The 19,843-nt window shown below is 65.6% G+C and carries 20 protein-coding genes and 1 pseudogene; 12 read left to right on the plus strand and 9 right to left on the minus strand.

The window, feature by feature from the left end:
* Positions 1-12: 12 nt before the first annotated feature.
* From ACW170_RS10935 to ACW170_RS10950, 4 genes and pseudogenes are all read right to left on the minus strand, one after another.
* Positions 13-108 (minus strand): annotated as a pseudogene (locus ACW170_RS10935) (type II toxin-antitoxin system RelE/ParE family toxin); the annotation flags it as partial.
* Positions 101-289 carry an antitoxin gene (locus ACW170_RS10940; protein WP_271166428.1) on the minus strand — a complete coding sequence of 63 codons (189 nt, stop codon included), beginning with the start codon at positions 287-289 and terminating at the stop codon, positions 101-103. The pseudogene ACW170_RS10935 and the gene ACW170_RS10940, both read right to left, overlap by 8 nt.
* Before the next feature lie 25 nt (positions 290-314).
* The gene (locus tag ACW170_RS10945; RefSeq protein ID WP_492086710.1) at positions 315-647 is read right to left on the minus strand and encodes a chorismate mutase; all 333 of its coding nucleotides are present in this window, start codon (positions 645-647) and stop codon (positions 315-317) included.
* Between the two features lie 40 nt (positions 648-687).
* On the minus strand, positions 688-1,515 hold the full coding sequence (locus ACW170_RS10950) for a ferredoxin--NADP reductase (protein ID WP_492086711.1): 828 nt from the start codon (positions 1,513-1,515) through the stop codon (positions 688-690).
* Between the two features lie 108 nt (positions 1,516-1,623).
* On the opposite strand from ACW170_RS10950, the gene ACW170_RS10955 reads away from it, so the two are divergent.
* The 6 genes from ACW170_RS10955 (at position 1,624) to egtB (ending at position 9,876) form a co-directional block, all read left to right on the plus strand.
* Complete coding sequence (locus ACW170_RS10955) at positions 1,624-3,873, plus strand: S9 family peptidase (RefSeq protein ID WP_492086712.1); 2,250 nt, start codon at positions 1,624-1,626, stop codon at positions 3,871-3,873.
* Entirely contained in the window at positions 3,807-5,315 is a 1,509-nt protein-coding gene (locus ACW170_RS10960) for an amidase (protein WP_492086713.1), read from the plus strand. The genes ACW170_RS10955 and ACW170_RS10960 overlap by 67 nt, the downstream gene beginning before the upstream one ends.
* A 32-nt stretch (positions 5,316-5,347) precedes the next feature.
* Positions 5,348-5,626, plus strand: a complete 279-nt coding sequence (locus ACW170_RS10965) for a SemiSWEET family sugar transporter (protein ID WP_492086714.1) — start codon at positions 5,348-5,350, stop codon at positions 5,624-5,626.
* Positions 5,627-5,900: 274 nt separating this feature from the next.
* Positions 5,901-6,206: an SCP2 sterol-binding domain-containing protein gene (locus tag ACW170_RS10970; RefSeq protein ID WP_348684333.1), complete on the plus strand. Its 306-nt coding sequence runs from the start codon at positions 5,901-5,903 to the stop codon at positions 6,204-6,206.
* Positions 6,207-6,378: 172 nt separating this feature from the next.
* The gene (locus ACW170_RS10975; protein ID WP_492086715.1) at positions 6,379-7,590 is read left to right on the plus strand and encodes an acyl-CoA dehydrogenase family protein; all 1,212 of its coding nucleotides are present in this window, start codon (positions 6,379-6,381) and stop codon (positions 7,588-7,590) included.
* A 117-nt stretch (positions 7,591-7,707) separates the two neighbouring features.
* Positions 7,708-9,876: an ergothioneine biosynthesis protein EgtB gene (gene egtB / locus ACW170_RS10980; protein WP_492086716.1), complete on the plus strand. Its 2,169-nt coding sequence runs from the start codon at positions 7,708-7,710 to the stop codon at positions 9,874-9,876.
* Between the two features lie 849 nt (positions 9,877-10,725).
* On the opposite strand, the gene ACW170_RS10985 is transcribed toward egtB, so the two are convergent.
* The 3 genes from ACW170_RS10985 to ACW170_RS10995 form a co-directional block, all read right to left on the minus strand.
* Positions 10,726-11,751, minus strand: a complete 1,026-nt coding sequence (locus tag ACW170_RS10985) for an IS110 family RNA-guided transposase (RefSeq protein WP_492086240.1) — start codon at positions 11,749-11,751, stop codon at positions 10,726-10,728.
* Between the two features lie 237 nt (positions 11,752-11,988).
* Positions 11,989-12,210, minus strand: a complete 222-nt coding sequence (locus ACW170_RS10990; RefSeq protein ID WP_291752576.1) for a con-10 family general stress protein — start codon at positions 12,208-12,210, stop codon at positions 11,989-11,991.
* 117 nt (positions 12,211-12,327) lie between these two features.
* Positions 12,328-12,492, minus strand: coding sequence for a hypothetical protein (locus ACW170_RS10995; RefSeq protein ID WP_197019705.1), 165 nt, complete (start codon positions 12,490-12,492; stop codon positions 12,328-12,330).
* A 109-nt stretch (positions 12,493-12,601) separates the two neighbouring features.
* Between ACW170_RS10995 and ACW170_RS11000 the strand changes: the two genes are divergently transcribed.
* A complete protein-coding gene (locus tag ACW170_RS11000; RefSeq protein ID WP_492043289.1) occupies positions 12,602-12,895 on the plus strand; it encodes a hypothetical protein in 294 nt (97 codons plus the stop codon).
* A gap of 161 nt (positions 12,896-13,056) precedes the next feature.
* On the opposite strand, the gene ACW170_RS11005 is transcribed toward ACW170_RS11000, so the two are convergent.
* Positions 13,057-13,758: an MBL fold metallo-hydrolase gene (locus ACW170_RS11005; protein WP_492086717.1), complete on the minus strand. Its 702-nt coding sequence runs from the start codon at positions 13,756-13,758 to the stop codon at positions 13,057-13,059.
* Between the two features lie 192 nt (positions 13,759-13,950).
* On the opposite strand from ACW170_RS11005, the gene tig reads away from it, so the two are divergent.
* From tig to ACW170_RS11025, 4 genes are all read left to right on the plus strand, one after another.
* The gene (tig, locus tag ACW170_RS11010; RefSeq protein ID WP_492086718.1) at positions 13,951-15,294 is read left to right on the plus strand and encodes a trigger factor; all 1,344 of its coding nucleotides are present in this window, start codon (positions 13,951-13,953) and stop codon (positions 15,292-15,294) included.
* 174 nt (positions 15,295-15,468) lie between these two features.
* Positions 15,469-16,392 carry a hypothetical protein gene (locus tag ACW170_RS11015; RefSeq protein ID WP_492086719.1) on the plus strand — a complete coding sequence of 308 codons (924 nt, stop codon included), beginning with the start codon at positions 15,469-15,471 and terminating at the stop codon, positions 16,390-16,392.
* Between the two features lie 81 nt (positions 16,393-16,473).
* Positions 16,474-17,121, plus strand: coding sequence for an ATP-dependent Clp protease proteolytic subunit (locus ACW170_RS11020; RefSeq protein WP_492086720.1), 648 nt, complete (start codon positions 16,474-16,476; stop codon positions 17,119-17,121).
* 74 nt (positions 17,122-17,195) lie between these two features.
* On the plus strand, positions 17,196-17,516 hold the full coding sequence (locus tag ACW170_RS11025) for a hypothetical protein (RefSeq protein WP_492086721.1): 321 nt from the start codon (positions 17,196-17,198) through the stop codon (positions 17,514-17,516).
* A 13-nt stretch (positions 17,517-17,529) separates the two neighbouring features.
* Here the strand turns inward: ACW170_RS11025 and ACW170_RS11030 are convergent, their stop codons facing one another.
* The gene (locus ACW170_RS11030) at positions 17,530-18,186 is read right to left on the minus strand and encodes an HAD-IB family hydrolase (RefSeq protein ID WP_492086722.1); all 657 of its coding nucleotides are present in this window, start codon (positions 18,184-18,186) and stop codon (positions 17,530-17,532) included.
* A gap of 194 nt (positions 18,187-18,380) precedes the next feature.
* On the opposite strand from ACW170_RS11030, the gene clpX reads away from it, so the two are divergent.
* Positions 18,381-19,649 carry an ATP-dependent Clp protease ATP-binding subunit ClpX gene (gene clpX, locus ACW170_RS11035; protein ID WP_066551632.1) on the plus strand — a complete coding sequence of 423 codons (1,269 nt, stop codon included), beginning with the start codon at positions 18,381-18,383 and terminating at the stop codon, positions 19,647-19,649.
* Positions 19,650-19,843: the final 194 nt, after the last annotated feature.

Consider the following 19,843-nt stretch of genomic DNA (forward strand, 5'->3'; position numbering starts at 1 on the left):
CAGGCGCGTGGAAATCCGCTGACTGGCCAGCGGGTTAAAGTCGGAAATATGGGCTTTGATCGAACGGAGGTTCCGAAGAGACCGGACCGTCCAGATCACCCTAGTCATCCAGGCCCCAGGATGCGGGCGGCGGTCCTTCCTCGGGCGTGCCCCAGGTCAGAAGCCACTTCGAGACCTCTTCATGAGGCACGACCCGACCGGCCGCGAAGTCAGCCTCGGCCTCCGCCAGCGAACGTTCGTCCGCTTCGGCGTCAGGCGGGTTGAAGATGGAAGGTTCCGGGCGAGCCATGGCTGAAGATTACCACCGTTAGGCGTCAGCGCCGAGTCCGGTCGTAGGCGGCGAACTCATGCGCGATGCATCGGTCGATCAGCAGGCGCCAGACCGGCTCGGCGATCTCGGGCGACAGGTGATGGGCCTCGGCGGCGGTCAGGACCTTGGCCACCACGTCGTCGATGCGGGCCTGGTCGAAGACGGCGTCGCGGTCGGGCTTGATGCGGGCGGCCGCCTCCATATAGCGCTGGCGTTCGGCCAGCAGGGCGACCAGGGCGCGGTCCAGGGCGTCTACGCCCTGACGGACCTCGGCCATCGACTGGCATTCGGCGGGATCGACGCGGGCGTCGACGGCGACAAGGGCAGGGTGGTGCATGGTCGTGGGGTTAGCCGCTCAAGCCGCCCAAGCCAAGACGTCAGCCGACGAAGGCGCGTTCCAGCACATAGTCGGCGGGTTCGGCGTTGGAGCCTTCTTTGAGCCCATAGGTCTCCAGCAGTTCGCCCGCTTCCTTGATCATGGCCATGGAGCCGCACAGCATGGCGCGGTCGCGGGCGGGGTCAAAGCCCTCGGGCAGGCCCAGGTCGCGGAAGAAGTCGCCCGACTTGATGCGGTCGGTGATCCGGCCGGGGGTCTGGAACTCCTCTCGCGTGACTGTCGGATAATAGGTCAGCTGCGCCCTGGCCTCGTCGCCGATCAACGGGTCGTCGTGGATCTCGCGGGTGAAGAAGTCGCGATAGGCTAGGTCCGCGACACTGCGCACCGTGTGGATCACATAGACATGGCCGAAGCGGGAATAGGTCTCGGGGTCACGCGCCACGCTCAGCCAGGGCGCCAGCCCTGTGCCCGTGCCGATCAGGAACAGCCGCTCGCCGCCGGTCAGGGCGTCCAGCACCAGGGTGCCGGTCGGCTTCTTGCCCATCAGCACCGTGTCCCCGGCCACGATCTTTTGCAGCCGCGAGGTCAGGGGGCCGTCCGCGACCTTGATCGAGAAGAACTCCAGCTCCTCGGCCCAGCAGGGGCTGGCGATGGAATAGGCGCGCAATACGGGTTTCCCGCCGTCTTCGCCCGGCAGGCCGATCATCACGAACTCGCCCGAGCGGAAGCGGAAATCCTCGGGCCGTTTCAGCGCGAAACTGAACAGGCTGTCGGTCCAGTGGCGGACCCACAGAACCTCCAGTTCGTTGAACGGGCTGGCTTTCATAGGAGCGGGCACAGGAGCGGGGGAGAGGGCTGCGTCTGTCATCGAGCGCCTCTCTAATCTGAGAACCCCTCGCAGGGAAGGAAAAGCCGCCACTGGAACGGCGACTTTTCCTAGTGACGGCTTGCAGAAGCGCCGCTAGCGTCACCGACCATGCGCACAGTTCTCCTTGCTTCGACCATCCTCCTCTCGGCCGGTTCAGCGGTCGCCCAGGAGACGCCCTCCAACATCCTGACGCCGGAACGGGTCTTCTCCAGCCCCAGCCTGAACGGCCCGGTGGCCAAGGGGGTCAGCCTGTCGCCGGACGGCCAGCTGGTCGCCTTCCTGCGCTCGCGCGAGGACAATGTGGACGTCCAGGACCTGTGGGCCGCCCCGACCGGCGAGGGCGAAGCCTACAAGCTGATCGACGCCCGCGCCCTGGTGCCTGACGCCGGCGAACTGTCCGAGGCCGAGAAGGCGCGGCGTGAGCGGATGCGCATCAGCGCGCGCGGCGTGGTCGATTACTCGTGGGACAAACAGGGCCGCTACATTCTGGCGCCGCTGGAAGGCGACATCTTCCTGGCCAGCCGGGGCGACGGCAAGGTCCGCCGCTTGACCGAAACCGCCGCCGACGAGATCGACGCCAAGGTCTCGCCAAAGGGCAATTACGTCTCATACGTCCGCGACCAGAACCTGGTGATCTATGACCTGGCCACCGGCCAGGAGACGTCGATCACCGATGACGGCGCCGGCCTGATCACCTGGGCCACGGCCGAGTTCATCGCCCAGGAAGAGATGGACCGCGACACCGGCTATTGGTGGAGCCCCGACGAACGCTACATCGCCCTGACCCGCGTGGACGAAAGCCCGGTGGACATCGTTCCTCGGTTCGAGATCACCGGCGCCGGCGCCACCATGGTCGAGCAGCGCTATCCCCGCGCCGGCCGCCCCAACGCCCTGGTCGAACTCTATGTCAGGGATCAGCAGACCGGCGCACGGGTCAAGGTGGACCTGGGGTCGAACACCGACATCTATCTGGGGCGGGTTGATTGGGCTGACGACGGCAAGACCCTGTATGTCCAGCGGCACTCGCGCGATCAGAAGACCCTGGACCTGCTCAGCGTCGATCCGGCCACCGGCACCGCGCGCGTGATCCTCAGCCAGAAGGCCCAGGCCTGGGTCGATCTGAACAATGACTTCCATGTGCTGCCGGACGGCCGGTTCATCTGGTCGAATGAGGACAGCGGCTGGCGCCACCTGTATCTGTACGACCGCAACGGGCGTCAGCTGCGGTCCATCACGCGGGGCGACTATCCGGTCAAACATCTCGACGGCGTCAACGCACAGACCGGCGAGGTCTATTTCACCGCCTCGATGCGCGACGGCAAGGAACTGCCGATCGAGCAGCAGATGTTCCGCGCCAGCCTGAACCGCACGGTCGATCCCGTGGCGGTGACCCCGGCCGGCGGTTGGTGGAACGTCTCGGTCAATGGGCCGGCGACGGCCTATGTCGGCAACTATTCCGATCCGAAGACCCCGCCCCAGTCGGCCCTGTACCGTATCGACGGCACGCGGATCCGCTGGATCGAAGAGAACAAACTCGACGCCGACCACGCCTTCGCCCCCTATGTCTCGCGCCTCCAGACGCCCGAGTTCGGCACGATGCAGAGCCACGGCGAAACCCTGGTCTGGCGCATGACCACGCCGCCCGACTTCGATCCGTCGAAGAAGTACCCGGTGGTGATGCAGGTCTATGGCGGCCCCGGCACCGGCGCCGGCGTGCAAAAGAGCTGGCAGCCTCTGACCAACCAGCTGCTGACCGAGGCCGGCTATATCGTCTTCCGCGTCGACAACCGCGGCGAGGGCGACCGGTCCCAGGCCTTCGAGACCAGCATCTATCGCCGCCTGGGCATTCCTGCGGTCGAGGATCAGACACTGGCCGCCAAATGGCTGAAAACCCTGCCCTATGTCGATGCGGACCGGATCGCCATGATGGGCTGGAGCTTCGGCGGCTTCCTCAGCCTGCTGGCCGTCACCGAGCCCGAGGCCGGGCTGGCCTCGGCCCTCGCCGGCGCCGCGCCGACCGAGTGGAGCCTGTACGACACCCATTATACCGAACGCTACTTGTCCACGCCTCAGGACAATCCGGACGGCTACGCCGCCACCGACGTCCTGCCGCGCCTCGATGATCTGACCGGTCGTCTGCTGATCCTGCACGGCATGGCCGACGACAATGTCATCTTCGGCAACGCTACCCGAGTGATCGACGCCCTTCAGGCCAAGAGCACGCCGTTCGAGATGATGCTCTATCCCGGCCAAAGACACGGCGTCCGCGGCGAACCGAGGCAACTGCAGCAATGGCGAACCTATCTCGACTTCCTGGACCGCACGATCGGCAAGCGCGCGGAACCGGCCGCCGACTGATCCTGTCAGCTGCGGTCGCGCTGTCCCTGGCGGGATGCGCGGCCGGTGCGGGCGGTCAGGCCGGTGAATATCCGTCGGCAGCGACGGTGGTCGCGGCCGGTCGTCTGAACGACAGCGCCCATTCGGTCTTGTTCTGGAACGAGGCTTCGCCGACCGGCGGCGGCGTATCCGCCGTGTCCGGCATGCCGATCCTGCTGAAGGACAATATCGAAACCGCGGACATGCCGACCACTGCCGGGTCTCTGGCTTTGGCGAACAATGCGCCGGGCCGCGACGCCGCTCTGGTGGGCCGGCTGCGGGCCGGGGGCGCGGTCATCGTCGGCAAGACCAATCTGTCGGAATGGGCCAACATCCGGTCGTCGGACTCGATCAGCGGCTGGAGCGCGGTCGGCGGCCAGACCCTGAACCCCTATGACCCCGCCCGCACCCCGTGCGGCTCTTCTTCCGGCAGCGGCGCGGCGGTTGCCCTGGGGCTTACGCCCGCCGCCATCGGCACTGAGACCGACGGCTCGATCACCTGTCCCGCCTCGGTCAACGGGATCGTTGGATTCAAGCCCACGGTCGGCTTGGTCTCGCGCACCCACATCGTGCCGATCAGCCATTCCCAGGACACCGCAGGCCCGATGGCGGCGACCGTTCGCGACGCCGCGCGGGTGCTGACCGTCATCGCCGGTTCGGACCCTGCCGACGCCGCCACGGTCGAGGCGGATGTTCGCAAGACCGACTATGTCGCCGCCCTGGACGCCGGGTCGCTGCGCGGCGCGCGGATCGGGGTTATGCGCTTCCTCCGGGGCTATTCGCCCGAAACCCAGGCCGTGTTCGAACAGAACCTCCAGGCCCTCCGCGACGCGGGCGCCGTGCTGGTCGACTTGCCGGAAGGCCCCAACAGCCGCACCCTAGGCGAGGCCGAGTTCAAGGTGCTGCTGTATGAGCTGAAGCACGATCTGAACGCCTATCTGGCCTCGACCGACCCGACCCAGGTCAGGGCACGCACCCTGGCTGACGTCATCGCCTTCAACGCCGCCGAACCGCGCGAGACCGTGCTTTTCGGCCAGGACATCTTCGAACAGGCCCAGGCCTTGGGCGGGCTGGACGACCCCGACTATATCGCCGCTCGCGCCACCTCGCTGCGACTGGCGGGGGATGAGGGGATCGATCGGCTGATGCGCGGCGAGAATCTGGTGGCCCTGATCGCACCCACGACCTCGCGCGCCTGGACCAATGATCCCAAGGACGACGACGACATGCAGGGCGCGGCCAGCCGTCTCGCCGCCGTCGCCGGCTATCCCCACCTGACCGTGCCGATGGGGTTTGATCGGGATATGCCCGTAGGCCTCAGCTTTATTGGGGGAAAATGGGATGACGCGCGCATCCTTTCGCTCGGTTACGCCTTCGAACAGGCGACGCAGGCGCGGCGGCCACCGCCTGTCTCCCGGCCCTGACATCGGGCGGTTGCGGCCGCAGGGAATGCGGCATGAGCGACCTGATCGCCAATATCGTCGGCTCGGCTGCTGCGGTCTGTTCCGTGACCAGTTTCGCGCCCCAGGCGATCAAGATTTGGAAGGAACGCGACGCCTCGTCGGTCAGTCTGAAGACCTATTCCCTGACCGTGACCTGTTTCGCCCTGTGGGTGGTCTATGGGGTGATGACCCAGGCCTGGCCGGTGACCATCGCCAACTCATCCGCCCTGGTCATGGCCTCGGGCGTGCTGGCGATGAAATGGCGCTTCCGTGACGGCGATCCCGACGCCTGACTGCCGGATTCTCCAGGTTTGATCCGGATCAAGGCGAGGCCCGAGCAGCGGCGCGAGGGTAGGGCAAAGGAGATTTTCCATGCCCCACGACGCCGTTCCCTTCGTCGCCGCCATCGTCGCGGCCTTCGTCTTCTTCATGGGCGCGCTGGGCCTGGCCAGCCTCTATTCGCGCTCGTCCTCCGACAAGTGACGACAGCTTTACCCGACGTGATCTTGGCGCCTCGTCCGATGCGGGCTACGGCAGGGGTCTCAACGTCCAAGGGAGACGCCCCCAATGCCTGATCTCGCACAAGTCACCGACCACATCCGCAACGCCGTCGGCGACAACTCCGGTCTGGGCAAGACCGTGAAGCTCGACCTCGGCGACGAAGGCAAGATCTTCATAGACGGCGCCTCGGTGCCGAACACCGTCACCAACGAAGACAAGCCCGCCGACGCCACCGTCTCGATGAAGTGGGACGACTTCATGGCCCTGTCGGAAGGCAAGCTGGACCCGATGATGGCCTTCATGCAGGGCAAGCTGAAGATCGCCGGCGACATGATGATCGCCCAGAAGCTGGCCCCGCTGCTGAAGCGCTGATGCCAGGCTGAGCAACAGTTGATTGCGGCGCGGCTCCCCCGGAGCCGCGCCGTTTTCGTATCAGCGCCCGCAAGCGCATGATCGTTTCAGGAGGAACCGCTCTGCGGTTCCGATGGAAGCGTGAATCATGCGCTCGCAGAAAATTGGCGCGACCGAAAAACGAGGAAACGACATGGACTTCAGACATTCCGACCGCGCCCTGGACTGGCACGCCCGCGTGCGCCGTTTCCTCGACGAACAGGTCATCCCGCGCGAGGCCGAATATTTCGCCCAGGTGCGCGAGAACCCGAACCGCCAGCCCCCGGTCATGGAGGCCATGAAGGCCGCCGCGCGCGAGGCGGGCCTGTGGAACATGTTCCTGCCCGGAGACCACGGCGCCGGCCTGACCAACCTCGACTACGCCCCCCTGGCCGAGATGATGGGCGCCCATCTGTGGTCGTCGGAGGTGTTCAATTGCAACGCCCCCGACACCGGCAATATGGAAGTCCTGCACATGTACGGCGACGCCGCCCAGCAGGACCGTTGGCTCAAGCCCCTGATGGCCGGCGAAATCCGCTCGGCCTTCCTGATGACCGAGCCCGAGGTCGCCTCGTCCGACGCCACCAATATCCAGACCCGGATCGAGCGCGACGGCGACCACTATGTCATCAACGGCCGCAAATGGTGGTCGACCAATATGGCCCATCCGAACGTCGCCGTGACCATCGTCATGGGCAAGACCGACCCGGACGCCGCGACCCACGCCCAGCAGTCCCAGATCATCGTCCCCGTCGACACGCCCGGCTTCCGCGTCGAGCGGATGCTGTCGGTGTTCGGCTATGACGAACGTCCCATCGGCCACGCCGAGGTGGTGCTGGAGAACGTCCGCGTCCCCGCCTCGAACCTGATCGCCGGCGAGGGCCGGGGGTTCGAGATCGCGCAAGGGCGCCTCGGCCCCGGCCGTATCCACCACTGCATGCGCGTGATCGGCGCGGCCGAGCGGGCGCTGGAGCTGATGGTGAAGCGCCTCTTGAACCGCACCGCCTTCAGGAAACAGCTGGCCGAACATTCGGTCTGGGAGCAGAGGGTCGCCGACGCCCGCACCAACATCGAGATGTGCCGCCTGCTGGTGCTGAAGGCCGCCTGGATGATGGACGAGGCGGGGGCCAAGAACGCCCGCTCCGAGATCGCCCAGATCAAGGTCGCCGCCCCCCGCATGGCGCTTCAGGTCATCGACGACGCCATCCAGGCCTTCGGCGGCGCCGGCGTCTCGGGCGACACGCCCCTGGCCGAACTCTATGCGACGGTGCGCACCCTGCGGATCGCCGACGGCCCGGACGAGGTTCACAACCGCAGCATCGCCCGGCTGGAATACGCCAAACACGGCGGCAAGCCGGTACGTTGAATTCACCGTTACGCTTCCTAGATCAGGGGAACTCCGGCTGAGGCGTGACGTTCGTTCTGCTTGGACGACGCGACGCCCGCCGGGGCTTCGGGGCTGAGGCGGGACGGAACGGCTGACATGAATGCTCGCTTCGAGCCCGATACGCGGGCGGCGTCGGATGTGGCGCGTTTCAGGGAGACCCGGGCCGCCATGCCCGCCCTGGCCGACGGCCTTTCGCCCGAGGACCTGTCGGCCCAGTCCATGCCGGATTGCAGTCCCGGCAAATGGCACCTGGCCCACACCAGCTGGTTCTTCGAGGCCCTGATCCTGGCGGCAGACCCGGATTACCAGCCGGTCGATCCGCGCTTCCAGCAACTGTTCAACTCCTACTACGAGGCCCTGGGCGAACGGGTGCCCCGGCCCCAGCGCGGTCTGATGACCCGTCCCTCGGTGGACGAGGTCCTGGCCTATCGGCGCGAAATCGACCGGCGCATGGCCGCCTGGCTGGCCTCGGGGCCGTCCAGCGGTCAGCAACTCTATCTGTTCGAACTGGGCCTGCACCACGACCAGCAGCATCAGGAGCTGTTCCTGATGGACCTGCTGAACCTGATGTCCCGCTCGCCGCTGGACCCGGCCGCCTACGCGGTCGAGCCGCGACAGGCCCCGTTGGAGCCCCCGCGCGGCGGCGTCGTCGCCTTCGACGGCGGCCTGGTCTCAATCGGCCACGACGGCGCCGGTTTCGCCTTCGACAACGAGGGGCCCTCGCACCGGGTCTGGCTCGAGCCCTTCGCCCTGGCCGCCGACCTCGTGACCAACGGCGACTGGCTGGGCTTCATCGCCGATGGCGGCTACGCCCGACCCGAGCTGTGGCTGTCCGACGGCTGGGCCACGGTCAAGGCCGAGGCCTGGACCGCGCCTCTCTATTGGCGCCGCGACGGCGACGGCGACGACTGGACGGTCATGAGCCTGACCGGCCGCGTTCCCGTCGATCCCGCCGCCCCGGTGCGTCATGTCAGCTTCTACGAGGCCGACGCCTACGCCCGCTGGGCCGGCAAACGCCTGCCGTCCGAGGCGGAATGGGAGCACGCCGCCACCACGGCCCCCGACGCCTTCTCCAACCTGTCGGGCGAGGTCTGGCAGTGGACGTCCAGCGCCTACGCCCCATACCCCGGCTTCCAGCCGACGCCGGGCACGGCGGCCGAGTACAACGGCAAGTTCATGGCCAATCAGATGGTGCTACGCGGCGGGGCCTTCGCCACGCCGCCCGGCCATGCCCGCATCACCTATCGCAACTTCTTCTACCCCCAACAGAGGTGGGCCTTCATGGGTCTCAGACTGGCCGAAGACGCCCCGCACGAGCGCAAGGTTTCCCCCGAGGACGACCCCCAGACCGCCGCCTTCCGGCGTGACCTGGTCCAGGGCCTGTCGCGTGGCCAGAAGGCCGTGCCGCCCAAATGGTTCTACGACGCCGAGGGCTCGCGCCTGTTTGAGGACATCACCGCCCTGCCGGAATATTATCCGACCCGTCAGGAGACGACCCTGCTGCGCGACCGCGCCGCCGCCCTGACCGCCGACTTCGGCCCCGACGCCGTCCTGGTCGAGTTCGGATCGGGGGCCAGCGAAAAGACCCGTCTGCTGCTGGACGCCGCGCCTGACCTCGGCGCCTATGTGCCGCTGGACATCAGCGAGACCGCCCTGCTGGACGCCGTCGCCCGCCTGTCCGCCGACTATCCGGCCCTGCGGGTCCAGCCGGTTCTGGGCGATTTCGAACATCTGTCGCCCTTGCCGGACGATCTGCCGCATGGCCGGCGCATCGGTTTCTTCCCCGGATCGACCATCGGCAATCTGGAGCCTGACGAGGCGGTGCGGTTCCTGGCCTCGGCGCGCCGGATGCTGGGGGAGGGGGGCCTGTTCATTCTCGGCGTCGATCTGGTCAAGGATCCCGCGACCCTGGTCGCCGCCTATGACGACAGTCAGGGCGTCACCGCCGCCTTCAACCGAAACCTCCTCGTCCGGGCCAACGCCGACCTGAACGCCGATTTCGACCTCGACGCCTTCGCCCACCGCGCCGTCTGGAACCCGGATCAGTCCAGAATGGAGATGCACCTCCAGGCCGCGCGCCAAACCGGCGCCCGCGTCGGCGACAGGGCATTCAGCTTCATGGCCGGAGAGACGATCCATACCGAAAGCTCGCGCAAGTTCACGCAGGATTCGGTCGAGGCACTGGCCAAGGAGTCCGGCTGGTCCATGGCCGGTTTCGAGGTTTCGCCCGAACCCCGCGTGGCCCTGGCCCTGCTGCGGGGGTGAACCCTGTGGCGAGCCTTAGCCAAGGCCGACGACGCCTACAGTCGCGATCTGAAGGTCGGCTTTCTGACGGTGGGTCAATTTCACTTCGCGACCCGTTGCGGACCTTTAGAAAGTCCGCTTCGGAGTTATAGCCAAGCTGTGGCCGGTGGAAATTTTCCCTTAGTCAGGCGTCGGCCTGGGACCCCATAGTACTTGTCTGTTCGGGCTCGGCCCCTCTCATTTTCGACGGTGACGGTGAATGTCCTCAGCGCCCCAAGAGTGGACCGTTCTACGGACCAACAAACCGTCACCCCACGAATGAGCGCAGGATCTACGTGGTGGCTTTCACACATCGATGTTAGCACCTGAGGCGCATGCGAGAGGCCAGCCGCCAAGGAAGCACCGGCCACACCACGAAGCACCGTTCCCCTAAGAAAATCTACCTCCAACACCTTCTCGGCGCTTTGTTCGGCGTCTCTGTAGACATCAATGTCCCACAGATTGAATGCAAGGCTTGAGCCGCTGCCAAGCGAGTCAGCGAGGTTGTGGCCGATCGAGGCTAAGACGCCGAGCTTCATCGATTTATGCTATCACTCCTCAGTCCGCTTCCCATCTGTGGACGCCCCCCTTCAGCGCAAGAGTGAATCCGAGAGTTTCTGACACGTAGTCGGATGCTGCCATCTGTCCGGCCTTTACTGCGGCGGCGTACCGTCGCTGGCCTATATGGGAGTTCGCGGATCCGGTCCAAATCACCCAAAGCGTGCTCGAGGCACGGTGGAAAGCCCTGGTTTTCCTGATCCCGTCTCGCCGACTGTTGCGCCATATGCTCCTTCGCTCATCCTACGCTTCGACGTCTCGCGTTCGTGCTGGCTAGGCCTGCACGCCCGGAGCTCGGTAGACATCGCCCTTGGCCATGAGCGCCCAGACGATGCGGGCGTTCTTGTTGGCCAATGCGACGATGATCAGCATCTTCGGCTTTCGCGCCAGCATCTGGTCGAGCCATGACCCTGCCGGCGCGCCTCGGATGGCGGCCTGTTTTATGACGGCGCTGGCACCGATGGTCAGAAGCCGTCGAAGTGTTCGCTCGCCCATTTTGGTGATCGCGCCGAGCTTTTGCTGGCCACCGGTGGATCGCTGTCGCGGCGTGAGGCCCAGCCAGGCGGCGAAGTGACGGCCGCTCTTGAAGGCTTCGTGGGAGGGAGCGAGGGCGACCAGAGCCGTCGCCGTGATCGGACCGATCCCCGGGATGGTCATCAATCGACGTGCGACCGGATCATGCCTGGCGCGCGAGGCGATCTCCGCGTCGAGCACAGCGATCTGCTGGTCGAGCGTTCGCAAGGTCGAGACCAGAACCAGCAAAATGGTGCGCGCGGCGGGCGGAAGCGCTTCGGCCGGATCCTCCACGCGAGCGATCAGGCGCTCGACGTGCGGCACGCCCTTGGGAACGATCCAGCCGTACTCAGCCAAGTGACCGCGCAGGGCGTTGATCGTCTGGGTGCGCTGACGCACCAGCAGGTCGCGGGCGCGAAAGACCACACTGCTGGCCTGCTGCTCTTCCTGCTTGAGCGGCACGAACCTCATGCTGGGCCGCTGCGCCGCCTCGCAGATCGCCTCTGCGTCGGCCATGTCATTCTTCTGACGCTTCACGAACGGCTTCACATAGACCGGCGGGATCAGCCGGACTGTATGGCCCTGGCGGGTCAGCTCTCGACCCCAATGATGGGCGCCAGCACAGGCCTCCATCGCCACGACACAGGGGGGAAGGCCCGCGAAGAACGCCAGCAAACGTCCTCGCCCCAACTTCTTGCGAAACACCACCTCGCCCGCAGCATCCGCGCCATGCGCTTGAAAGATGCTCTTGGCGAGATCCAGACCAACAGTGCTAACCTGTCCCATGGACGCCTCCTTCGAGTGTTGTTCAACACCCTCACTCTGGCACATCGATGCCGTCGGGGGGCGTCCACCCCATCACCCATAACAGCCGTTTGAAAGGTCCGCTTACGGGCGCCGGCGTCCGACCTTTGCCCGTGTCGCTGTCTCTCTCATTCAGGACTTGTCCGCAGAGCCACGGGGAACAGAAAAAGGGCGGCGCATCTTCGACGCGCCGCCCTGCAGACTCTCACTGAAGCCGTATCACTCGGCTTCGTTCGAAGCCGCGTCCTTCTTCGGCCCATGCGAGGCCTCGCCGCCCTTGCGTCCGGCCTGGGCCGCCAAACTGCGGTCTTGAGAGAAGCTTCTCTTTTCGCTGGGGACGCTGGCGCCCCCTTTGCGCGCGATCTCGCGCTGCCGTTCCGGATCCATCGAGGCGAAGCCTCGCTTGGAAACGCCGGAGGGTCGCGTGGGTTGGCTGTCCATCGGTGTTCCTTTCAGTGCTGCGGTTGCGCTTGCCGAAGTGAACCCTGTGACTCCGTGACGGTTCCGTGCGGAACTTCGTTTTACTGTCCCGCCTCTGAACGTCTTTGTGGTTTGACTTCAATCGGCTCCGTAGGGGCGGGAATCACCTTCGCCGCCGCCGCCGGGCTCCATCGGCGGCATTTCGTCGGGCGTGTCGGACGGATCGATTTCGGGCTGGGGCGTCGGGTCCGGCTGGATCTCGGGTTGCGGCGTTCCGGGGGGCGTGGGTTCGACATAGGTCATGGTCTTCTCCTTTGACGCTGAAAGAACGCCACGCGACCCGCAATGTTCACGGCCGGGTTGGAACTGGATCGGGGCGCGCCGGTTCAGTGTCCGAACCCCGGAGATCCCCATGACCCAGACCCCCATCACCCCCGCATCGCCCGACGACATCGTCCTGGAAGACGACACCCTGACCCAGCGCCTGGACCGTCAGGCCGACGCCATCCTGGCCGAAGGCGAGCGCCGCAGCTTTGAAGACACGACGTCCCTGCGTCAGGCCCTGCGCGACGACGCCGAACTGATCCGCAGCAAGGTTGTCGGCCGGGTCGAAACCGCCCGCGACGGCATCCGCGACCAGCCGATGAAGACCACCCTCTACGCCCTGGGCGTCGGCGTCATCATCGGCATGCTTCTGCGCCGCTAAACAGACACCCTCTCCCATCGGGAGAGGGCTTGAGCGCACGAGAGCGCAGCGATCGTCCTTGCGCGAAAGGGTGAGGGTAAGGTGGTGCGAGTTGGCCCGCCGCCGGACCCCTCATCCGGTCCTTCGGGCCACCTTCTCCCGCAAGGGGAGAAGGAAGGATTCTAAGCCGGCCCCACCGGTTCCCGCTGGATCGGCGCCCTTTGCAGCGCCGCATCCGACACGAAGGGATTGGTCCGCCGCTCCTCGCCGAAGGTCGAGATTGGCCCATGTCCCGGCACGAAGGTCACGTCGTCGCCCAGCGGCCACAGCTTTTCGACCACGGCGCGGATCAGGGCGGGCGGATCGCTCATCGGGAAGTCGGTGCGGCCCACCGACCCCTTGAACAGCACGTCGCCGACCTGGGCGAATCGCGTCGCGCGATTGAAGAAGATCACATGGCCCGGCGTGTGACCGGGGCAGTGGCGCACCTCCCAGGTCGTTTCGCCCAGACCGACCGTGTCCCCGTCTTCCAGCCAGCGGTCGGGGGTGAAGGGCCGCGCGTCCGGCAGGCCGTACATCCGGCCGCTTTCCACGATCCGGTCGATCCAGAACTGATCGGCCTTCTGCGGCCCTGTGATCTGGACTCCGGTCTTCTCCTGCATCTCGGCCGCGCCGCCGGCGTGATCAAGATGGCCGTGGGTGATCCAGATCTGGTCCAGGGTCAGGCCGCGCCGCGTCACCTCGCCCAGAACTGCATCCACCGAACCGCCCGGATCGATCACCGCCGCTTTGTTCGTGGCGGTGCACCAGACGGTGGTGCAGTTCTGCTGAAGCGGCGTGACGGGCGTGACGAAGACGCCGATGGGGGAGGCGGGCTGGCTCATCCGTCCTACATAATCGCCCCTGCGGCGCGAAACCACCGTCTGACGCCACGCTCGCGTTGACCTTTGGGGCCCTTCTCGACATAAGGGCGGGCTTCGAGGCGCCGCTCTGCAAGGGGCGGCCTTCTTGCTTTATCCATTTCGCGCCGACCGTTTCGACGGTCCATGCGCCCCAGAGCGTCAGAAATCCCGACCATGCAAGTCGTCGAAAAGTCGAACGAAGGCCTCAGCCGCGTGCTCGCGGTCACCATTCCCGTCGCGGAGCTGAACGAGAAGCTCGAAGCCCGCGTCAAGGAAGTCGCCCCGCAGGTGAAGCTGAAGGGCTTCCGTCCGGGCAAGGTGCCGGTCGCCCACGTCAAGAAGACCTTCGGCCGCGAGTTCATGGGCGAGATCATCAACGCCGAACTGAACGAGACCAGCCAGAAGGCCCTCGACGAGGCCAAGATCCGTCCGGCCGCCCCGGCCGAGATGAAGCTGACCTCCGACATGGACAAGGTCATGGCCGGTCAGGAAGACCTGGCCTATGAAATGGCCCTGGAAATCATGCCGGACTTCACCCCGGTCGATCCCAAGACCCTGAAGCTGGACCGCCCGACCTACGAAGCCTCGGACGCCGATCTGGACGAGGCCCTGACGGAGCTGGCCGGCCAGGCCAAGTCCTACGAGGACAAGAAGGGCAAGACCGTCAAGGCCGCCGAGGGCGACCAACTGACCATCGACTTCCTGGGCAAGCTGGACGGCGAACCCTTCGACGGCGGCGCCGCCGAGGACGCGGACCTGGTGATCGGCTCGGGCCGCTTCATCCCCGGCTTCGAAGAACAACTGACCGGCGCCAAGGTGGGTGAAGAGAAGACCATCGAGGTCACCTTCCCCGAGAACTACCAAGCCGCCCACCTGGCCGGCAAACTGGCCACCTTCGACGTCAAGGTGAAGGCCATCAAGGCCGAGGTCGAAGCCAAGGTCGACGAGGACTTCGCCAAGCGCATCGGTCTGGAATCGCTGGACAAGCTGAAGGAACTGCTGAGCCAGAACCTGAACCAGCAATACGCCGGCGCCGCCCGTTTCAAGCTGAAGCGCGCCCTGCTGGACCAGCTGGACACGGCCCATGACTTCCCCCTGCCGCCGAAGATGGTCGAGGCCGAGTTCGACGGCATCTGGCAACAGGTCGAGGCCGACAAGACCGCCGGCCGTCTGCCGGAAGAGGACGCCGCCAAGTCCGACGCGGACCTGAAGGCCGAATATCGCAAGATCGCCGAGCGCCGCGTGCGCCTGGGTCTGGTCCTGGCCGAGATCGGCCGCGCCAACAACGTCCAGGTCACCGACCAGGAGCTGAACGCCGCCCTGCTTCAGGAAGCCCGCAACTATCCGGGCCAGGAACAGGCCGTCCTGAACTTCTACCGCCAGAACCCCAACGCCGCCGCCCAGATGCGCGCGCCGATCTATGAGGAAAAGGTTGTCGACCTGATCGTCGGCCTGGCCGAAGTGACCGACACGCCGATCACCAAGGAAGAGCTTCTGAAGGAAGACGAAGAGGCGTAATCGCCCTTCGTCCTCTCAGGGCGGAAACGAACCGTTTCAAGGGGTTCGCGCTTGCGCGAGCCCCTTTCTTTATCTGAACGGGAGAAGCGGGTCGCCTCTGCCGACCGCCGTCTTTTGCCCTCCCGTTGCATTCCAGAGGATTTGAGGTAGCGTCGCTCCAGTAAAAGCGGAGGGATGCAGATGCCGTCGGCCTTGTTAGCCTTGTCTCTCGCCCTTGCGACCCAGGATCCGTCCGCCGTTCTCGACGATGTGGTGGTGACGGCGCCGCCGCTGACGCCAGAGGTCGCGCGATCCTATGTCGATCGCATAGCCAATCCTCCGCTTCGCGCCCTAAGTCTGGCCACGTGGCGAACGCCCGTGTGTCTGCTGGTCGAAAATCTGGCCCCTGAGGCGAAGTCGGTCGTGACGGCGCGGATTGTCGCCCGGGCTGAGAACCTCGGAATCAAGGTCGGGGAGGGATGCCGACCGAACCTGGTCGTGATTTTCACATCGGACGGCTCAGCAACCGCGACCGATCTGGTTTCCGCCGTGCCAACTCTGTTCCGTTTGAAGGCGGGTGAGCCGCAGGGGGACCGGCAAGAGCTTGCTGCGTTCGAGACGACAACGGCCCCCGTCCGCTGGTGGACCATGTCCGGCGACTTCAGCACGTGGCGAGGGGCGTTTTTGACGTCGACGCAAGGTGAGGATCAGTTCGGGCTAAACTCGGAGCAAAACGGCAGTGCGCCGACCCGGACGTCTGATCCGGGAGAGATCTATTCGAACCAAAGTCAGGTCCGAGCCATCATTCGATCCACTGTCGTTGTCGACACCCGTCAGACGGGCGGCGTTTCGACCGAAGCCTTGGCGGACTACATCGCCATGGTGGCCTTGGCCGAAGTGGATCCGGACGCAGACACGAAGAAGTTTCCGACCATCCTCAATCTTTGGGACGAACAGGCGGATCTCCCGGCGATGACGACTTGGGGCTGGGCCTATCTGCGCGGGCTTTACAAGGCCCAGGATCTTCGGATTACAGGCAGCATCTCGCCCATGCGCTCGCGCTTCCAGCTCAATGAGATCGCCCGGTCCATGACTCGCGTGGACCCGCAATCCCCCTAGACTTGCGTCCTGGGCGATGCGACGCGATATGAAGGGTTGCTGCGGTGCTGCGACAGCGGCCGATTCCCTTCAAGGACCTTTATGCGCGATCCGATCGAACTGATGAACATGAACCTGGTCCCCATGGTGGTGGAGCAGTCCAGCCGGGGCGAGCGCTCCTTCGACATCTTCTCGCGCCTGCTGCGCGAGCGGATCATCTTCCTGACGGGCCCCTTCGAGGACGGCATGGCGTCGCTGATCTGCGCCCAGCTGCTGTTCCTGGAGTCGGAGAACCCCAAGAAGGAAATCTCCATGTATATCAACAGCCCCGGCGGACAGGTGTCCTCGGCGCTCGCGATCTACGACACCATGCAATACATCAAGAGCCCGGTTTCGACCGTGGTCATGGGCATGGCGGCCTCGGCCGGCTCGCTGATCCTGACGGCCGGCGCCGCAGGCCAGCGCATCGCCCTGCCGAACGCACGCATCATGGTGCACCAGCCGTCGGGCGGCTTCCGCGGCCAGGCTTCGGACATCGAACTGCACGCCGCCGACATCCGCTACACCAAGAAGCGTCTGAACGAGATCTACGTCCACCACACCGGCCGGACCTACGAAGAAGTCGAAAAGACCCTGGACCGCGACCACTTCATGTCGGCCGAGGACGCCAAGACCTGGGGCATTGTCGACCACGTCTACGACAAGCGCGAACAGGCTGACGCCGACGGCGTCAAGACCCCGGGCAACTAGGCCCTTCCACGACACGGCGAGAAGGGCGCGCCCTGGCGGCGCGCCTTTTTCCATTTTCGACTATCGGAACCGAGATGCAGTTCACACGCGATCCCAGCGGCACGGTCGAGGTCGACGGCGAGACCTACGCCTGGGAGATCCGCCGCCAGCCCCAGCCCAAGGGCGGCAACACCTGGGAGGGCATGGCCGTCTCCCTGCGCCACGTCGATTTCAAGCGCGAGGCCATCATCCAGTTTCCGCCGCCCTTGCGCCCCAACGGCCGGCCGGACGTCGAGAAGCAGCGGGTCAATGTCGACGCCGTGCGCAACGCCGTCGCATCGGCCATCGAGGCGGGATGGGACCCGGCGTCGCGCGGCAAGGCCGTGGTCTTCGACGTCGACGCCGACGGGAACTGACCCCGCCGAAGCCTCAAGGCCGGCCGGTGAAGACCCGGAACCCGGCCTCCTGCGCCATCGCCAGCATCTCGCGGTCGCCCGAGGTGTCGCCATAGGCGGCGCTCAGCGTCATATCGTCGCCGTAGGCGGCCTTCAGCCGCCGCACCTTCTCCTCGCCCCGGCAATTGGGGCCGGCGAAGGCGTCGGTCACGCGGTCCTGCGCATCGAAGGCCAGCTGCGTGCCCAGCAGGGCCTCGGCCCCCAGCCGACGCGCGAAGGGCGCCACCGTCGTCTCGGGCGAGGCGGTCACAATTACGCGATGAGCGCCGCGCCGGCCCCAGTCTTCCCAGACCGCCAGCGCATCGGGCCGCATCAGCCGCGACCAGGTCTCGTCTGCGAACCGCTCCGCCTCGGCCTCCAGCCTTTCCCGCGTCTCTCCAGCGAGGAATTCCTTCACCGAGGCGGCCTTGATCCGGCCCCGGTCCCGGTGCCGCCCATAGGCCGCCAGGGCAGGGGCCAGCTTGACCAGCCCCAGGGCCCAGCCGCCCGGCCCGGCCTTCCAGCGAAGGAATTCGGTGAAACTGTCGCGCACGGTCAGTGTGCCGTCGAAATCGAAGGCCACAATGGGCGCCGCCTGTCCCGATTTGATCTGGGACTGGCGCAAATCCTGCAGGCTTCCCATGTCAGACATTCGCCTTGATCCCCAACGAAACTGATCCATCCACGCACTGCAACAATCCCATGCCGCCTTCGGGGTTGTCGTCGAACGTGGGATGGGTGATTGTCATTTTTTGAAGACCTTTGCGTCCAGAGTGCTGGAATCAACGTGGAGGAAGCGCGTCTCGGGCCATTTCGGTCCGCTCCGCGGGAGTGAGATAAGGGTCTATGACCAAAGCAGCCGGCACCGACGCCAAAAGCACCCTCTACTGCTCGTTCTGCGGAAAGAGCCAGCACGAGGTCCGCAAACTTATTGCGGGCCCGACCGTGTTCATCTGCGATGAATGTGTCGAACTGTGCATGGACATCATCCGTGAAGAGCACAAGATCGGGTTCAAGAAGACCACCGACGGCGTCCCCACGCCGAAGGAGATCCGCGACGTCCTTGATGACTACGTCATCGGCCAGTCGCACGCCAAGAAGGTCCTCTCGGTCGCGGTCCACAATCACTACAAGCGCCTGAACCACGCGACGAAGAACAACGACGTCGAACTGGCCAAGTCCAACATCATGCTGATCGGCCCCACCGGTTCGGGCAAGACGCTGCTGGCCCAGACCCTGGCCCGAATCATCGACGTGCCCTTCACCATGGCCGACGCCACGACCCTGACCGAAGCCGGTTATGTGGGCGAGGATGTCGAGAACATCATCCTGAAGCTGCTCCAGGCCTCGGACTACAATGTCGAACGGGCCCAGCGCGGCATCGTCTACATCGATGAAATCGACAAGATCAGCCGCAAGTCGGACAATCCCTCCATCACCCGCGACGTCTCGGGCGAGGGCGTGCAGCAGGCCCTGCTGAAGATCATGGAAGGCACCGTCGCCTCCGTGCCCCCGCAAGGCGGCCGCAAGCATCCGCAGCAGGAGTTCCTGCAGGTCGACACCGCCAACATCCTCTTCATCGTCGGCGGCGCCTTCGCCGGCCTGGAGAAGGTGATCTCGGCGCGCGGGGCAGGGGCCTCGATCGGCTTCGGCGCCCAGGTCAAGGAGATCGACGAACGTCGCACCGGCGACATCCTCAAGGGCGTCGAGCCTGACGACCTGATGCGCTTCGGCCTGATCCCCGAATTCATCGGCCGTCTGCCCGTGCTGGCGACGCTGGAAGACCTAGACGAAACCGCCCTGGTCACCATCCTGACCGAGCCCAAGAACGCCCTGGTCAAACAGTACAAGCGCCTGTTCGAGATGGAGAATGTCGAACTGACCTTCACCGACGACGCCCTGATCGCCGTCGCCAAGAAGGCCATCACCCGTAAGACCGGCGCGCGGGGCCTGCGTTCGATCCTGGAAGGCATCCTGCTCGAAACCATGTTCGAACTGCCGACCTTCGAGGGCGTCGAAGAGGTGGTGGTCAACGCCGAGGTCATCGACGGCAAGGCCCAGCCCCTGCTGATCTATTCCGAAGCCTCCAAGAAGAAGGCTGACGGCGCCGCCTGATCGGGCATCGCCTTTGCACTGAAATGAAGGGCCGGAGCGACAACGCTCCGGCCTTTTTTTCACCTCCCCGTCGGCGAAGGCCGACGGGGAGGACAGGCGGGAGCGTCAGCGAGCGCCAGGCGGGGGCGACTCGGTGTCAGACGCTGGCGTGGTCATCACCACCGCCAGAGTCGCCCCCTCCTGGTCGCAAGCGC

It is taken from the genome of Brevundimonas sp. FV2ps16 (genome assembly GCF_058681075.1).